Here is a 16,829-nt window from a genome sequence, read left to right as displayed (position 1 = left end):
GCGATACGCGGCAAAGAGGTAAAATTGAAGCAAACCTCTTGACCAGAGCGAATTCCCTGTCCATGTCGGGGGGCCGGTATTCATGTTGCAGTGCATGTTACGCCTGCCTCTCCGCCGGATCGGCATCTTTTTTAGAGAATCATCATGAATGTTGTAGTGGTGGAATCGCCTGCCAAGGCCAAGACGATCAATAAGTATCTGGGTCCAGGATACAAGGTGCTCGCCTCTTTCGGCCATGTGCGCGATCTGCCTGCCAAGGATGGATCAGTTCTTCCGGATCAGGATTTCGAGATGCTCTGGGAGGTGGACAGCGCGTCCGCCAAGCGCATGAAGGATATTGCCGACGCGGTGAAATCCTCCGATGCCCTGTTCCTGGCGACCGACCCGGATCGCGAAGGCGAAGCGATCTCCTGGCATGTTCTCGACCTTCTGAACAAGAAGCGCGTGATCAACGGCAAGCCGGTCAAGCGCGTCGTCTTCAACGCGATCACCAAGAAGGCCGTGCTCGATGCGATGGCCGATCCGCGCGACATCGACGTCCCGCTGGTCGATGCCTATCTGGCACGCCGCGCGCTCGATTACCTCGTCGGCTTCAACCTCTCGCCGGTTCTCTGGCGCAAGCTGCCCGGCGCGCGTTCCGCCGGCCGCGTGCAGTCGGTTGCGCTGCGCCTCGTCTGCGATCGAGAATCCGAGATCGAGCGCTTCATTTCCGAGGAATACTGGAACCTCTCGGCGCTCTTGAAAACGCCGCGCGGCGACGAGTTCGAGGCAAGACTGGTTGCCGCCAATGGCAAGCGGCTGCAGCCGCGCTCGATCGCCAATGGCGAAGAAGCGGGCAAGCTGAAGGCGCTGCTGGAAGGTGCCAGCTATGTCGTCGAAAGCGTCGAGGCAAAACCGGTCAAGCGCAACCCGGCACCGCCCTTTACCACTTCCACGCTGCAGCAGGCCGCCTCCTCCAAACTCGGCTTCTCGGCCTCGCGCACTATGCAGATCGCGCAGAAGCTTTACGAGGGCGTCGACATTGGCGGCGAGACCGTCGGTCTGATCACCTATATGCGTACGGACGGCGTGCAGATGGCGCCGGAAGCGATCGATGCGGCGCGAAGCGCCATCGGCGAACAGTTCGGTGAACGCTACCTGCCGGAAAAGGCACGTTTCTACTCGACCAAGGCGAAGAACGCCCAGGAAGCACACGAAGCGATCCGCCCGACCGATTTCAACCGCTCACCGGATCGCGTCCGCAAGTTCCTGGATGCCGACCAGATCCGTCTCTACGATCTGGTCTGGAAGCGCGGTATCGCCAGCCAGATGGCATCGGCCGAAATCGAACGTACGACGGCTGAAATCATTGCCGACAACAACGGCCAGAAGGCTGGCCTGCGCGCCGTCGGTTCCGTCATCCGCTTCGACGGCTTTATCGCCGCCTATACCGATCAGAAGGAGGATGGCGAGCAGAGCGACGACGCTGATGACGAGGATGGCCGCCTGCCGGAGATCAATGCGCGCGAGAACCTCGCCAAGCAGAAGATCAACTCGACTCAGCACTTTACCGAGCCGCCGCCGCGTTATTCCGAAGCCTCGCTCATCAAGAAAATGGAAGAGCTCGGCATCGGCCGTCCGTCGACCTATGCCGCGACGCTCGCTACCTTGCGCGATCGTGACTATGTGACGATCGACAAGCGCAAGCTGATCCCGCAGGCGAAGGGGCGTCTCGTTACCGCCTTCCTCGAAAGCTTCTTCACCAAGTATGTCGAATATGATTTCACGGCCGATCTCGAAGAGAAGCTCGACCGGATCTCCGCCGGCGAACTGAACTGGAAGCAGGTTCTTCGTGACTTCTGGAAGGATTTCTTCTCGCAGATCGAAGACACCAAGGAACTGCGCGTCACCAACGTTCTGGACTCACTGAACGAAGCCCTGGCGCCGCTGGTCTTCCCGAAGCGCGAAGACGGCAGCGATCCGCGCATCTGCCAGGTCTGCGGCACCGGCAACCTGTCGCTGAAGCTCGGTAAGTACGGTGCCTTCGTCGGCTGCTCCAATTATCCGGAGTGCAACTATACCCGCCAGCTCTCCTCCGAAAACGGCGGCGAGGCTGAAGGCGCTGCACTGAACGAGCCGAAGAACCTCGGCACCGACCCGACCACAGGCGAGGAACTGACGCTGCGTTCGGGTCGTTTCGGACCCTATATCCAGCGCGGCGACGGCAAGGATGCCAAGCGCTCCTCGCTACCGAAGGGCTGGAAGCCCGAAGATATCGACTACGAAAAGGCGATGGCGCTGATTTCGCTTCCGCGCGACATCGGCAAACATCCAGAATCCGGCAAGATGATCTCTTCCGGGCTTGGTCGCTACGGGCCGTTCCTGCTGCATGACGGTACCTATGCCAACCTGGAAAGCATCGAGGACGTCTTCTCGGTCGGTCTCAACCGCGCCGTGACGCTGATTGCCGAAAAGCAGGCCAAGGCGCCGGGGGGCAACCGCGGGACGCCGGCAGCCCTGAAGGAACTCGGCGCTCATCCTGACGGTGGTGCGATCACCGTTCGCGACGGCCGCTACGGCCCCTATGTCAACTGGGGCAAGGTCAACGCGACGCTGCCGAAGGGCAAGGATCCGCAGGCCATCACCGTCGAAGAGGCGCTGGCGCTGATTGCAGAAAAGGCAGGCAAGGCTCCCGCCGGCAAGACCAAGGCCAAGTCGGCGGCGAAGCCGAAGGCTGCGGCCGCTGAAGCCAAGACGACGAGGACCGCCGCAAAGCCGAAGGCAACCAAGGCAAAAGCGCCGGCGAAAACGAAAAAGAGCTGAGAGTGGCGAAAGAACCGCGCGAGACTACGAGAGCCATGGGCAAGCGCCCGGGAAAATTCGGACGCGCGAGCAGGGAACCTGCGCCTGAGCCGTTGAATATCGTTCACGGCGCCCTGCCGTCGCGCGAAGTCATCCTGCGTTTCATCGCCGATCATCCACAGAAAGCCTCCAAGCGCGAGCTCGCGAAGGCCTTTGGGCTGAAGGGCGATAACCGTGTCGAGCTCAAGCACCTGCTGCAGGAGCTGGAGCAGGAAGGCATGCTGCAGAAGACCCGCAAGTCGCTGATCCGGCCCGGTGCGCTGCCGCCCGTCACCGTGCTCGACATCACCACCCGCGACAAGGATGGTGAGCTGATCGGCCGCCCGGCCGAGTGGCCCGAGGATCAGGGCGTAGCACCCGCTGTCGCCATCCGCCAGCAATCGCCTGCTGGCCGTCAGGGCAAGGGGAAGTCGCCCGTTGCTGGCCTCGGCGACCGCATCCTCGCCAAGATCTTCCCGGCCGTCGATCGAGGTGGCCCCGCCTATACGGCCCGCATCATCAAGGTGATCGACAAGCGGCGCGGCGCCAGCATGGGCGTCTTCAAGGATGCCCCCGGGGGGGCCGGACGCCTGCTGCCGATCGAGCGGCGCGGTGAGGAAATGGTGATCGACCCTGAATACAAGGGCGACGCCAAGGACGGCGATCTCGTCGAGGTGGAAATTGCCCGCCTCGGCCGGTTTGGCCTGGCTCGTGCCAAGGTGCTTTCGGTCATCGGCTCCGTCGCGTCGGAAAAGGCGATCTCGATGATCGCCATCCACGCCCATGGCATTCCGCATGTCTTCCCGCCGGCCGCCGTCGCAGAGGCGGATGACGCCAAGCCTGCCACGATGTCGCATCGGGAGGACTGGCGCGACCTGCCACTGATCACCATCGACCCTGCCGATGCCAAGGACCATGACGACGCGGTCTATGCCGAGGATGATCCATCGGAAGACAATGCCGGCGGCGTTATCGTCACCGTCGCCATTGCCGATGTCTCCTGGTATGTGCGGCCGAATTCGCCGCTCGACCGTGAAGCGCTGAAGCGCGGCAACTCGGTCTACTTTCCCGATCGTGTCGTGCCGATGTTGCCGGAGCGCATCTCCAACGATCTCTGCTCGCTGAAAGAAGGCGTCGACCGCCCTGCCCTTTCGGTGCGCATGGTCTTCTCGAAGGACGGCCGCAAGATCGGCCATACCTTCCATCGCATCATGATGAAGAGTGCTGCCAAGCTGTCCTATCAGCAGGCGCAGGCGGCGATCGACGGCAAGCCTGACGACAAGACCGGGCCGATGCTGGAGCCAATCTTGAAGCCGCTGTGGCACGCTTACGCGACGATGAAGCGCGGACGCGACCGGCGCCAGCCGCTCGAACTCGACATGCCCGAGCGCAAGATCCTGCTGAAGCCTGACGGCACCGTCGACCGGGTCTTCGTGCCGCCCCGCCTCGATGCCCACAAGCTGATCGAAGAAATGATGATCCAGGCGAACGTCTGCGCTGCCGAGACATTGGAAAAAAAGCGCCAGCCGCTGATTTACCGTATCCACGATACGCCAACGCTTGCCAAGCAGGAGGTGCTGCGCGAGTTCCTCGCTACCCTCGGCATCTCGCTAGCCAAAGGCGGCAATATGCGCGCCAACAGCTTCAACGGCATCCTCGCCAAGGCTGACAACACGCCGCACCAGACGATGGTCAACGAGATGGTACTGCGCTCGCAGAGCCAGGCGATCTACAGCCCTGAGAATATCGGCCATTTCGGCCTGAACCTGATGAAGTATGCGCACTTCACCTCGCCGATCCGCCGTTATGCCGACCTGATCGTGCATCGTGCGCTCGTCGGCTCGCTCGGCTTCGGCGAAGGCGGCATCACACCGGACGAGGAAGCGACACTCGACGACATCTCCGCCGAAATCTCCACCTTCGAGCGCCGCGCCATGGCGGCCGAACGCGAGACGGTCGATCGGCTCATCGCCCATCATCTGGCCGGCCGCATCGGCCAGGAATTCGAGGGGCGCGTTTCTGGCGTCACCAAATCCGGTCTGTTTATCATGCTGCCGGACTATGGCGCTGATGGTTTCATCCCTATATCTACGCTCGGCACCGACTACTTCATCTATGACGAGGCGCATCAGGCGCTATCGGGTGAAAAGACAGGTCTTGGCTATCGTCTCGGCGACGATGTGACTGTGCGGTTGGCAGAGGCGATCCCGCTTGCGGGCGCCCTGCGCTTCGAGATGCTGAGCGAGGGACGCAAGATGCCGACGGCTGTGCGCTCCTTCCACAAGGCGGGGCGACGCGACGCAAGCCGCGCTCGCAAAAAGATCGGAACGAGGCCGCCGCGCGGGCGGCGCTGAAGCAATTCCAGCAAAAGTGCGCAGCGGTTTTGCGTCCGGAATTGCGTGAAGAGAAAGAGACGGAGCCTTTCCATATTTCAAAGAAAAATGGAAAGGCGCTGGTTCCGGGAAGGGAAAGATCGATGAGCACACCGACAGACGAGGTCGTCCGCTACGGGGATACGCCCGATGTCGAGCGCCCGCTCGGACGCTCCATCATGCGCGGCATGCTGAACCGCTGCCCGGCCTGCGGCAGCGGCAAGCTGTTTCGCGCTTTTCTGAAGCCGGTCGATCGTTGCGCCGCCTGCGGCGAGGCGATGTACCACCAGCGCGCCGACGACCTGCCGCCCTATATCGTCATCCTCGTGCTCGGCCATGTCGTCGTCGGTGGGTTCATGCTGACGGACATGGCCTTTGTCCTGCCGGTCTGGGTGCATCTCGCCATCTGGACACCGATCACCATCATCACGGCGCTCGTCTCGATTCAGCCGATCAAGGGCGGCGTCATAGGCCTGCAATGGGCGCTGAAGATGCACGGTTTCGGCGGCCATGATGACGAACCAGAAGATTACGACGTACCCGGCCGGCAAGCTTGAACACCTTCACCTTCCAGACATATTTCGCGTGTAGTGGCAGCGACCAGAGCGCCACGGCCCATAGCCGACTATCTGCAGAGGATCGACACGGTCATCATCTTTTGTACGGGGAAAGCTTACACTCAAGAAATCGTCGGCGGATGCCAGAAATATTGTGAAACCCTGCCCGTCACTTGGATTTGGCATGCCTATGTCTTTCTATGTGGCTCCAGACGGACGATTCGTCCGCATACCTCTCTAAGGATGGATAAATGTCTCAGCCGAGGAACGGCACACCGGGCGATGTTGAGGAAATCCATTGGCCTTCTCTGGTGGCAGCCGTCTCGTCCATCTCCGCCGTCGGCATCGCGATCGGCCTGGGCCTTCCTCTCCTCAGCATTATTCTCGAAAAGCGTGGCATTTCCTCCACCCTCATCGGCCTCAACACCGCTATGGCCGGTATCGCGGCGATGGCGGCGGCACCGATCACCACCAAGCTCGCGCATAAATACGGTGTCGCGCCCACCATGATGTGGGCGGTGCTGATCTCGGCGCTCAGCGCGCTCGGCTTCTACTATGCGCAGGACTTCTGGATGTGGTTTCCGCTGCGTTTCGCCTTCCACGGCGCAACGACCACACTCTTCATCCTCTCTGAATTCTGGATCAATGCGGCCTCGCCGCCTTCCAAACGCGGCTTCGTGCTCGGCATCTACGCGACCGTCCTTTCACTCGGCTTTGCTGCTGGGCCGCTGATCTTCTCGCTGCTAGGCAGCGACGGCATCCTGCCCTTCCTGGTCGGTGCCTTCGCGATCCTGCTGGCTGCGATCCCGATCTTCATCGCCCGCCACGAAAGCCCTGTCCTGGACGAGAAGCCGGAACTGCATTTCATGCGCTATGTCTTCCTGGTGCCAACCGCAACCGCGGCCGTCTTCATCTTCGGTGCAGTCGAAGCCGGCGGCCTGTCGCTCTTTCCGATCTTTGCGGTGCGCGCGCATTTCACCGAAACGCAGGCGGCCCTGCTGCTCACCATGATGGGTGTCGGCAACGTCATCTTCCAGATCCCGCTCGGGTTGCTTTCGGACCGCATCAAGGACAAGCGCCCCCTGCTGGCGCTGATGGCGCTGACCGGTTTCGTCGGAACGATGATGCTCCCGGTCCTCGTCAATAACTGGATTCTCATGGCCGGACTTCTGCTTTTCTGGGGCGGCTGCGTCTCCGGCCTCTACACGGTCGGTCTCAGCCATCTCGGCTCGCGGCTGACAGGTTCGGACCTTGCGGCGGCCAATGCGGCCTTCGTTTTCTGTTATGCCGTCGGCACCGTTGCAGGCCCCCAGGTAATCGGCGCTGCTATCGATGTTGCCGGAAACAACGGTTTTGCCTATGCAATTGCCGGTTTCTTCGGGCTTTATGCCTTGCTTGCCGGCATAAGACTGCTTTTCCTCGGAAAGCGGGCTTGACTTTTCGGGCTAGATTCGTAGTTTCGCGCCAGAATTTGCCGTGGAGCCTATCCGGTTTTCCACGGCTTTCATTTTCTTAAAGGCAGGACGACCATGGCCAAGGCTACCACTATCAAGATCAAGCTTCTGTCGACGGCCGACACCGGTTTCTTCTACGTCACGACGAAGAACAGCCGTACGATGACGGACAAGATGACGAAGACCAAGTACGACCCGATTGCCAAGAAGCACGTCGAGTTCAAGGAAACCAAGATCAAGTAATTACCTGATCTCACGGCTCTTTCAAAAAGCGCGCGCCTCCGGGTAGCGCGCTTTTTGTTTGCACTGGACTTCCTGACAGCAATGTTAGCGCAAACAAAGAAAAACGCCGCCCTTCCATCTTCGGGAAGTGACGGCGTTTTTACGAAAAGGGGGTCGGCCAGCATGCAAAACGGCACGAGGAACCGTTTGAGATTGCGTACCAGCCGACCGACCCCACGACCCAGGAGATGCGGCGGACCTGAGCATCATGGGGTATCGACAGCTCCTCCATGGGAGCGTTTTCTGTTCTGAGCCGATAATTTGCGCAAAAATGAAAGAAAATCAACAAATTCTTAATGGTAAAATTTCCGAGTATGATTCTATGGTTAAAAGTCCAATTTTGGCACGTGTAAAGACGCAACCAAATCTCTTTTACCAAAAGGACAATATTTGATATCAGCAAGAATTTCAGAAATATATTACAATAACACCTCAGCCCCTCCCCTTACGTAAGGAGTCGGCGTTACGTTTTGTGAAATACGTTTTACAGGGGCCAGACAATCAGGATGCAACTATAGTCCGCTCTTCTTTTTGCGTTCGCCGCCTCTAGCTTTCTGAAGCAGGCGATACGTGTTATCGGAAGAAACACGCTTTAAAGTCCATTTTTTGGCTATCGGGTTGGAAAACCGGCGCCTTCGTCGCAGCCAACAACATTAAATATTCGTAAGGTTCAGCTACTCCCAGTGGATAACCGAAAGCGACGCATTACGGAACGTTATGTCGTCAGGCGGCGGAGGCTACGACGCGGTTGCGCCCGGTATTCTTCGCCTCATAGAGCGCAAGGTCTGCCTGCTTCATGAGCTGGTCGGGCGTTATGACCGAGGCGATGCGCGAGGATATGCCGAAGGAGGCCGTAATATTCAGCGTTTCGCCCGACGACTTCAGCAGGAACGGCGTGCTTTCAATGGCCGCGCGCAGGCGCTCGGCAACGGCCGCGGCAATTTCCGGCGAGGTGTCCGGCATGACGACGACGAACTCCTCCCCGCCGTAACGGCAGGCAAGATCAGCGCCGCGGACGGTAGAGCGCACGCGGTTTGCGAATTCCTTCAGCACCTGGTCGCCGCCGTCATGGCCATAGGTGTCGTTGACCTGCTTGAAGCGGTCGATATCGGTGATCAGCACCGAGAGCGGCCGGCCACGGGCCATCGAGCGGTTGAAGAGCACATTGAGATGGTTGTCGAGATAACGGCGGTTGTTGAGACCGGTCAGCGGATCGGTGACAGCGAGTTCGATCGTCTGCTTGACACTGGCCCGCAGACGGTCGTTGTAGCGCTTGCGGCGGATCTGCGTCAGGCTGCGGGCGACCAGCTCGTTCGGATCGACAGGGCGCACGATATAGTCGTTGACGCCGAGATCGAGCGCGCGGATCACCATTTCATCGGCGCCCTGCTCCGTGATGATGAGGATCGGCAGGAAACGCGTCCGCTCCAGCGAGCGGAACTGCGAGCAGAGTCGCAACGGGTCGTAGTCATCGAAATTGGCGTTGACGATGACGAGTTCGAAGGCGCTCTCGGCGGCTTCGAAAAGAGCTGCCTGCGGATCGGAGATGGCGACCACGTCTGCGACGGGCTTCAGCGCCTTGATGATGCGTTCCTGCGAGTTGGCACGGCTGTCGACCAGCAACACCTGTCCCGCCTCGTCGGAGCGTCCGTCGCCGGCGCGCATCAACTCGTCCATGCCCATCGTATGGGCAGTCTCGGCGCGCACGCGCAACTCGTCGCTCAGCGTCTTCAGGCGCAGCAGACTTTTTACGCGGGAAATGAGCTGCAGGTCATTGACGGGCTTTGTCAGGAAGTCGTCGGCACCGGCCTTCAGGCCGCGCACGCGGTCGGCCGACTGGTCGAGCGCGGTGACCATGACGACGGGGATATGAGCGGTCTTCGGATTGGCCTTCAGCCGCTCGCAGACTTCGAAACCGTCAATGCCGGGCATCATGATGTCGAGCAGGATGAGATCGACCTGGTTGCGGTCGCAGATCGCCAGCGCCTCGTAGCCATCGGCCGCGGTCAGCACGTCGAAATATTCGGCCAGCAGCCGCGCTTCGAGCAGCTTCACATTTGCCGGAATATCATCAACAACCAGTATTCGCGCAGTCATGAATCTTTTTTCCGATGCCTCAGGCGTCGCCCAAATAAGTCTTGATCGTCTCAATGAATTTCGGAACGGAGATCGGCTTCGAGACATAGGCCTCGCAGCCGCCCTGTCTGATCCGCTCCTCGTCGCCCTTCATGGCAAAGGCTGTGACGGCGATGACCGGGATCACATGCAGTTCGTCGTCTTCCTTCAGCCACTTGGTGACTTCGAGGCCGGAAACTTCCGGAAGCTGAATATCCATAAGTATAAGATCGGGGCGATGTTTGCGCGCAAGATCAAGCGCTTCCATGCCGTTGCGGGTCTGGATCGTGGTATAGCCCGAGGCCTCGATGAGGTCGCGAAAGAGCTTCATGTTGAGCTCGTTATCTTCTACAATCATCACCTGTTTGGGCATGATTAGCTGTCCCTACGTCCGCTCTTGAAGCCAAATGTCCATGATAAAGACATTAGCTGACAAATGGCTCCATGAAACCGATAGTGCAAGCTACCGGTATTTGGTTGAAGAAAAGGTAACTCGACCATCGCAATGCAAAGCAATTTCAAGACTTCGAAACAACTTGCGGCGGCAGCAGATCCGCAAGAAACGGCCATTGCCGTCCTCGGCTGGCTTGCGAACGACCCCGATCTCTTCGGTCGCTTCCTGGCATTGACAGGCGTAGAACCCCAGCAAGTGCGTAATGCCATCAACGATCCCGGCTTTCTCGCCGGCATGCTGGACTTCCTCATGAACCATGAGCCGACGGCGATCGCCTTCTGTGAGGCGACGAACACGACGCCGGAAGCGCTGACTGCGGCATGGCGCCACTTCTCGCCGCCCGGCCTCGACTCTGGGGAATACTGATCGTGAGCAACAGCGCCGAATTCGACATTTCTCATATCCGCCTTGGCGACAGGCCGCTCATCGTCTGCGATGTCGATGATGTGGTGCTGCAATTCATCGGTCCTTTCCAACTGTACCTCAAAAGTCTCGGCCACGAATTTCTGCCGCGCTCCTTCCGTCTTCACGGCAACATCGTCTCGCTGGCCGACGGGCTTGCGCTTGAGGATCAGCATGTCAGTCGGCTGATCCTGGAATTCTTCGAGGCCCAGGAAAGCTGGCAGACGCCTATCGATCCCGTCGTTTCGACGCTCGAACGCTTGTCTGATGATGCCGATGTCCTGTTCCTCACCGCGATGCCGCCGCAGTTTTCCGCCCATCGTCGTCGCCTTCTCGACAGCGCGGGCCTTACCTTCCCGTTGCTTGCCAGCGAACAGCCGAAGGGACCGATCGTGCAGGCGCTGCATGGCGGTCGCGATCTTCCGGTCATCTTTATCGATGATATGGCGCGCAACCTGCATTCCGTGAAGGAGCATGTGGCAGATTGCCTGCTCATTCATCTCATGCCGGATTCGCCCGTTCACCGCTTCGCGCCGGCCGCCGCCGAGGATATCGCGCGGGCGAGAGACTGGGCTCATGCCGCCGAACTCATCGACCAATACCTTGCCGGACACACGATCAGCCGTGCAAATCCAGCCGCATGAGCGGCCGGCCGTCCTTGCGCCGCGCGATCGTTTCGAAACCGGCAGTGTCGAAAATCGCCGTCGAGCCGATGCAAAGCGTGACGGATTTCGACTGCTTCACATGGTCGATCGGACAGGCTTCCAGCAACCGTGCGCCCTGACCGCGAGCATAATCGACGGCACCAGCAAGCAATCTGTGGCTCAAGCCTTTTCCGCGCAGATTCGGCAACAGGAAGAAGCAACTGACTGCCCAGATCGAGGGATCATGAGCGTCACCCTCCTCGAGTGGCCGCGAAACCGTTCGCGGCGAATTGAACTGCGGCACGTCGTGGCGCGGCCCCACCTGAACCCAAGCCACAGGCTCGCCCTCGATATAACAGAGAATACCCGGTGGTGGTCCCGTCTCAATCCGGTCCTGCATATGGGCCTTGCGCTCCGAAGGTTCCATCTTCGTGCGGACGGCATGCGGAAGGCGCAGCGCCACGCACCAACAATTATAGAAGGCACCCTGCGGGCCGAACAGCTTTTCCAAATCTCCCCAGCGCTCGGCCGTGACAGGTTCGAAACGAAGATCGATATCCACGGCCAAGCTCTCCTCCCTCTCTTGAGACTCAAAAGCTTAGGGCGTAATGTTACGATGTTCAACCTTTGTTCCCACCATGGCGCCTGCATCTGACAAGACACCCGGCTTCTGTCGTGACTGCCTTGCCGAGCAGAAGGGAGAGGCGCGCCGCTGCCATGCCTGTGGCAGCCCGCGTCTGGTGCGTCACAAAGAGCTCTATGATCTGACGCTCGCGCATATTGACTGCGACGCTTTTTACGCCGCCGTGGAGAAACGCGACAATCCGGAGCTTGCCGACAAGCCCGTTATCATCGGCGGCGGGAAGCGCGGTGTTGTCTCCACCGCCTGCTACATCGCCCGCATCCACGGCGTACGCTCGGCCATGCCGATGTTCAAGGCGCTGGAGGCTTGCCCGCAGGCGGTCGTTATCCGCCCGGACATGGAGAAATATGTTAAGGTCGGGCGGAAGGTTCGCGCACTGATGCAGGAACTGACACCGCTTGTGCAGCCGCTCTCCATCGACGAGGCCTTCCTGGAACTCGGCGGCACGGAACGGCTGCATCACGATCCGCCGGCCCGCACGCTGGCGAAGTTTGCCCGCCGCGTCGAAAAGGAGGTCGGCATTACCGTCTCGGTCGGTCTTTCCTATTGCAAATTCCTCGCGAAGGTCGCCTCCGACCTGCAGAAACCGCGTGGTTTTTCCGTCATCGGACGCGAGGAAGCCGTGGAGTTTCTGGCGCCTCGTCCCGTAACGACCATCTGGGGCGTCGGCAAGGCATTTGCCGCGACGCTCGAAGCAGACGGCATCCGCACGATCGGCCAGTTGCAGCAAATGGAAGAGAATGACCTGATGCGCCGTTACGGCAGCATCGGCCAGCGGCTTTCCCGCCTCTCGCGCGGCATCGACGACCGCGAGGTGCATATCAACGATGCCGCCAAGAGCGTCTCAGCTGAAACCACCTTCTTCGATGATATCTCGCGTTATGATGATCTGGTGCCGATCCTGCGCAATCTCTCGGAAAAAGTCTCCTGGCGGCTGAAGAAGAACGGCATTGCCGGCCAGACCGTGGTGCTGAAGATGAAGACCGCCGATTTCAAATCGCGCACCCGCAACCGGCGCCTTGAAGACCCGACACAGCTTGCCGACAAGATCTTCCGCACGGGGCTCGACCTTCTGGAGAAGGAAACCGACGGCACGAAATTCCGCCTTATCGGCATTGGCGTCACCGATCTCGGCGATGCCGGCCGCGCCGACCCGCCCGATCTCATCGACCAGCAATCCGGCCGCCGCGCGGCGGCGGAAGCCGCCATGGACAAGTTGCGCGACAAGTTCGGCAAGGGCACGGTCGAGACCGGCTATACTTTCGGCGGCAAGGGGAACGGCTAGCCTACGCATCGGCCCGAAAATCGGAATCGATTTTCGGGCCGATGCGTAGATTCAAAGAGTTAGAGCGTCCTTTGTGCGTCCGAATGGACGCACCGCGCTCTAGGCCGGCACCGCGGCCATTTCCTGCAGCGCCGCCTCCCTGTTCTTCGCAGCCTGTGCATAACCAGGTTCGATCGCGATCGCACGATCATAGCTTTCCAGCGCGTCATCATGGCGCCCCAGTCGCCGTAGAACATTGCCGCGATTGTTGAGGGCGATGGCGTGGCCGGCATCGAGAGCGATTGCCCGATCGTAGCTTGCGAGCGCCTGATCGAAATTCGAAAGCCGCGCCTGGATATTGCCGCGATTGCAATAGGCTGAGGCGGATGTCGGTTTCGCCTCGATCGCCTTGTCGACGCAGACTGCTGCGCCACGCAGATCGCCCTTCTGCAATAGCAGCAATGCCAGATGCTGCAGAGCATCGAAATGATCTGGCATGACTAAGATCACGTCGCGATAGCCAGCTTCCGCAGCAATAAGATCGCCGGCCCGATGACGTTCGGCGGCAGCACTGAAATGGGTTTCGGGATCACCGGTCAACCTTGGCCGCTGCGCCGCCTCGATTTTCGCCAGCAATGAGCTGGCTTGCGCATGTTTCTCGTCGACGGCCAGGATCTGCCGGCAGCAGAGTTCGGCGGCGGTCGGGTTTCCATTCCTGAAGAAATGCACCGCCTGATGCATGGCGATGCCAAGCGAGTGCGGATCGAGACGGTCGCCGATATTACGGCCGGTGAGCGTTGAGATCTGCAGCTTCTCGACGATATGATGCTCCGATCCGAGTAAATCCTTATAGCTGTAATTGCCGGTGCCCATGTCGTAGATGCGGTAGCCATTTTCGATCGCCCAGCGCAGATTGTAGCAATGGAGCATGAAGCCGGGGCTGATCGAGTGGCGGAAGGTCAGGTCGCGGCTTCCGAGAAAGCACATCATCGACTTGCGGTAGGGATCGAGGAAGATGATGAAGGTGCCGACCGGCTTGTCCTGATGCCAGAGGATCGGCATGAAGACCGTGCCATGCTCGATGCAGGCCGGCAGCATATGACGGCTGTTGTCGAGAATGAACTTTCCGTAGCGCGGCTGGCGCTCGCCCCATTGCAGGTTCCACATCTCGTAAAAGAGCGCCAGGTCGCGCTCCATCGTCTCGGGCGTGACGTGCGTGATGCGCAGCTCGTTCTGCGGCGCGACCAGATCGCGCAGCGCTTTTCGCGCATTGCGCCGGGTCTTCGAGCCGAAACGCTCATCGACGAAGGTTTCGAAATCATCGCCGAGCGGCACATAGACATAGACGTCGTGGTCGATGTTTTCACCAACCGAGGTGATGTGCGGCCTGCGAGCGACCTTTCTCTTTGAAAATTCGGAAGCCGGAAAGGCCTCGAGGAGCGCCTTCAGTCTCTCCTCGGATATATAGACATCGTCGAGATCGAGATGTTTCCAATTGAAGGTCTGGAGGCAACCGGCAAAGGCGCTGAGCGCCGCTTCGACATCCTCGGGACGCGTCAGGAGGCCGTTATAGCCGGCATAGGGTGTGCCGCCGAGCCGCAGGATATTGACGAGGCCCTGCCCTTCCTCGAATTCGACATGCAGCTGGATGGGCAGGAAAGCCACGTATCGTTCATCCCCCTCCTGCCGCCTGGCAGCGAGAACGAACCACGAAGCGCGCCGCTCCAGCCATTTGGCGATCCAGTGCCAGGAGAGGAAGTAGTTCCCCTCCGGATCGGCAGCATAGACCTCGTTCCAGTTGTCTTTCAGGGCATGCAGATCATCGAACGCGGAAACAATATCGACATGCATTTCCAAGTCTCCCCCAAGACTTCTCCTTTTTTAGATTTGCATAAAATTGAATATCCCACAATCTCGTGATCAAAGCGGCGCCGCGCATTCAAGCCTTCGTTAAACTTCGCGTGCTTAACTCGCGTCGTTTTTGTGCATGTGGTGTATTGCGTCATGTCTGTGCGTGTGAGCGTTCTTATCGGGTTGCTGTCGGCAACCGCTCTTGTCCATCCGGCTTTTGCAGCAGACGCGCGCACGCTGCAGATTTTCGTGTCCAAGGATAAGCAGTCGCTGGCCGTCTATGACGGTGCGGAGGTCGTGGCGACCTCCAAGATCTCGAGCGGCAAGGACGGGCACACGACGCCGAGCGGCATCTTCTCCGTCATCGAGAAGCAGAAGTACCACGAATCCAACATCTATTCGAACGCGCCGATGCCCTTCATGCAGCGGCTGACATGGTCCGGCATCGCGCTGCACGAGTCTAGTTCCGTGCCGCGCTATCCGGCCTCGCATGGCTGCGTGCGCATGCCCGGCGCCTTTGCGAAATCGCTCTACAAGATGACCGAGACGGGCGTGCCTGTCATCATTACCGACAGTGAGCTGATACCAGAGCCGATTGACCATCCGACCCTGTTCCGCCCCGACCGGCCCGAACCGGCACCACTGCTATCGGACGTGGAGCTGCGGCCGTCCATAGGTGACGCGAAGACGCAGGTGCAGGTCGCCATGAACGAGACGACGGCTGCCCTGCCGATGCCGCAGTTCCAGCTGCAGGCGCCCGCTGCGGATAGCGCGCCGATCAGCATGCTGATTACGCGCCGGACGCTGCGTGAAAACGTCATCGACATCCAGACCCTGCTGAACCAGCTCGGCTTTGCTGCCGGCGAGCCTGATGGGCTGGCCGGTCCTGCGACCGTTCAGGCCATCAATGCCTTCAAGGCGCTGCGGCCAACGGAATTTGCCCGTGACAGGGGCCTGGTCACTGATACTCTCCTTAAGGAAGTTTACGCTGCGGCAGGCAAAGGCGAGCCTCCGAATGGCGTCATCATGGTGCGGCAGGATTTCAAGCCGCTCTTCGAGGCGCCCATTACCATCGCCGATCCGGGTCTTGCTCTCGGCACGCACTTCTTCTCGCTACATTCAGTCGATGAGGCCGCCGGCACGGCGGACTGGCTGGGCGTAACGCTGGAGAACAATCTCTCCCGCGAGACGGTGAAGCGGCTCGGCATCGCCAATCAGGAAAGCTCCATCATCAGCGGCCGTCCAATCGCCAGAGCGCTCAGCCGCATCTCGATGTCAGAAGAAACCCGTCACCGGATCGATGCACTGATCTCGCCCGGCTCAACGCTGACGATATCAGATACCGGCCTCGGATCCGAAACCGGCGAAGGCACGGGATTCATCACCATCACCCGCGAGAGCTGAGGCCTACCAAAGCTTCTCGCTGGCGCGTTCGTCGTAGCTTCGGCGGGCGGAGATGATCTTTGCCTGGTTCGTTTCCGTCCAGACCACGAGCGCCTTGATTGTCTCGTGCAGCGTGCAGCCGAGCTCCGTCAGAGCATAATCAACCCTTGGCGGAACGACGGGATAGACTGTCCTCTCGATCAGCCCGTCACGCTCGAGCTGACGCAATGTCGTCGTCAGCATACGCTGGCTGATGCCATCGATGCTCTTGCGCAATTCGGTAAAGCGCAAGGTGCGTTTTTCGAGCAGGGCAATGACCAGTAGCGACCATTTGTCGGCGATGCGATCGAGGATCTGGCGCACTTCGCATTCCTCCCGAGAATCCCACTGGTGGACGTCGTAATCGCGGTCGGTGCTGCAGCAGTCACTCGGTGAGTTTGAAGTGCCTTCTTCCATGGCTCAGAACCATGCCTTATGTCAGCCTTGGTTACAATAGGGAACCGAGGATCAATATGTAACCATTCTCGCTCTTCCCTGCTTTACGGACAAGGAAATCAGAATGTCTACAAGTCCTCCACTGGCATTGGA

General features: G+C 59.7%; 14 protein-coding genes. 9 read left to right on the top strand and 5 right to left on the bottom strand.

What is annotated here, in order from left to right:
- The first annotated feature begins 144 nt into the window (after positions 1–144).
- The 5 genes from topA (at position 145) to rpmG (ending at position 7,446) form a co-directional block, all read left to right on the top strand.
- On the top strand, positions 145–2,802 hold the full coding sequence (topA, locus tag J2X71_RS15975) for a type I DNA topoisomerase (RefSeq protein ID WP_310382982.1): 2,658 nt from the start codon (positions 145–147) through the stop codon (positions 2,800–2,802).
- Positions 2,803–2,804: 2 nt separating this feature from the next.
- Entirely contained in the window at positions 2,805–5,174 is a 2,370-nt protein-coding gene (gene rnr / locus J2X71_RS15970; RefSeq protein WP_310382981.1) for a ribonuclease R, read from the top strand.
- Between the two features lie 122 nt (positions 5,175–5,296).
- The gene (locus tag J2X71_RS15965; RefSeq protein WP_310382980.1) at positions 5,297–5,749 is read left to right on the top strand and encodes a DUF983 domain-containing protein; all 453 of its coding nucleotides are present in this window, start codon (positions 5,297–5,299) and stop codon (positions 5,747–5,749) included.
- Positions 5,750–6,000: 251 nt separating this feature from the next.
- Complete coding sequence (locus J2X71_RS15960) at positions 6,001–7,185, top strand: MFS transporter (RefSeq protein WP_113323302.1); 1,185 nt, start codon at positions 6,001–6,003, stop codon at positions 7,183–7,185.
- Between the two features lie 93 nt (positions 7,186–7,278).
- Positions 7,279–7,446: a 50S ribosomal protein L33 gene (rpmG, locus tag J2X71_RS15955; protein ID WP_003587245.1), complete on the top strand. Its 168-nt coding sequence runs from the start codon at positions 7,279–7,281 to the stop codon at positions 7,444–7,446.
- 762 nt (positions 7,447–8,208) lie between these two features.
- On the opposite strand, the gene J2X71_RS15950 is transcribed toward rpmG, so the two are convergent.
- Positions 8,209–9,582, bottom strand: coding sequence for a PleD family two-component system response regulator (locus J2X71_RS15950; RefSeq protein ID WP_310382979.1), 1,374 nt, complete (start codon positions 9,580–9,582; stop codon positions 8,209–8,211).
- Positions 9,583–9,601: 19 nt separating this feature from the next.
- The gene (locus J2X71_RS15945) at positions 9,602–9,973 is read right to left on the bottom strand and encodes a response regulator (protein WP_003547430.1); all 372 of its coding nucleotides are present in this window, start codon (positions 9,971–9,973) and stop codon (positions 9,602–9,604) included.
- Positions 9,974–10,105: 132 nt separating this feature from the next.
- On the opposite strand from J2X71_RS15945, the gene J2X71_RS15940 reads away from it, so the two are divergent.
- Positions 10,106–10,420 carry a DUF3572 domain-containing protein gene (locus J2X71_RS15940; RefSeq protein WP_113185645.1) on the top strand — a complete coding sequence of 105 codons (315 nt, stop codon included), beginning with the start codon at positions 10,106–10,108 and terminating at the stop codon, positions 10,418–10,420.
- A complete protein-coding gene (locus tag J2X71_RS15935) occupies positions 10,375–11,100 on the top strand; it encodes a hypothetical protein (protein WP_405049717.1) in 726 nt (241 codons plus the stop codon). Before J2X71_RS15940 ends, J2X71_RS15935 begins: the two co-directional genes overlap by 46 nt.
- Here the strand turns inward: J2X71_RS15935 and J2X71_RS15930 are convergent.
- Complete coding sequence (locus J2X71_RS15930; protein WP_310382977.1) at positions 11,075–11,662, bottom strand: GNAT family N-acetyltransferase; 588 nt, start codon at positions 11,660–11,662, stop codon at positions 11,075–11,077. The genes J2X71_RS15935 and J2X71_RS15930 overlap by 26 nt on opposite strands.
- A gap of 76 nt (positions 11,663–11,738) precedes the next feature.
- On the opposite strand from J2X71_RS15930, the gene J2X71_RS15925 reads away from it, so the two are divergent.
- Positions 11,739–13,028: a DNA polymerase IV gene (locus J2X71_RS15925; RefSeq protein ID WP_310382976.1), complete on the top strand. Its 1,290-nt coding sequence runs from the start codon at positions 11,739–11,741 to the stop codon at positions 13,026–13,028.
- A gap of 99 nt (positions 13,029–13,127) precedes the next feature.
- Here the strand turns inward: J2X71_RS15925 and J2X71_RS15920 are convergent, their stop codons facing one another.
- The gene (locus tag J2X71_RS15920; RefSeq protein WP_310382975.1) at positions 13,128–14,858 is read right to left on the bottom strand and encodes a GNAT family N-acetyltransferase; all 1,731 of its coding nucleotides are present in this window, start codon (positions 14,856–14,858) and stop codon (positions 13,128–13,130) included.
- Positions 14,859–15,011: 153 nt separating this feature from the next.
- Between J2X71_RS15920 and J2X71_RS15915 the strand changes: the two genes are divergently transcribed.
- Positions 15,012–16,262: a L,D-transpeptidase family protein gene (locus J2X71_RS15915; RefSeq protein ID WP_310382974.1), complete on the top strand. Its 1,251-nt coding sequence runs from the start codon at positions 15,012–15,014 to the stop codon at positions 16,260–16,262.
- Positions 16,263–16,265: 3 nt separating this feature from the next.
- Here J2X71_RS15915 and J2X71_RS15910 read toward each other — a convergent pair whose 3' ends face one another.
- A complete protein-coding gene (locus J2X71_RS15910) occupies positions 16,266–16,697 on the bottom strand; it encodes a helix-turn-helix domain-containing protein (protein WP_310382973.1) in 432 nt (143 codons plus the stop codon).
- Positions 16,698–16,829 lie beyond the last annotated feature (132 nt).

The sequence above is a fragment of the Rhizobium sp. 1399 genome (assembly GCF_031455475.1).
In the GTDB taxonomy this organism is placed as follows: Bacteria; Pseudomonadota; Alphaproteobacteria; order Rhizobiales; family Rhizobiaceae; genus Rhizobium.
This window is presented reverse-complemented; position numbering and strand designations above follow the sequence as displayed.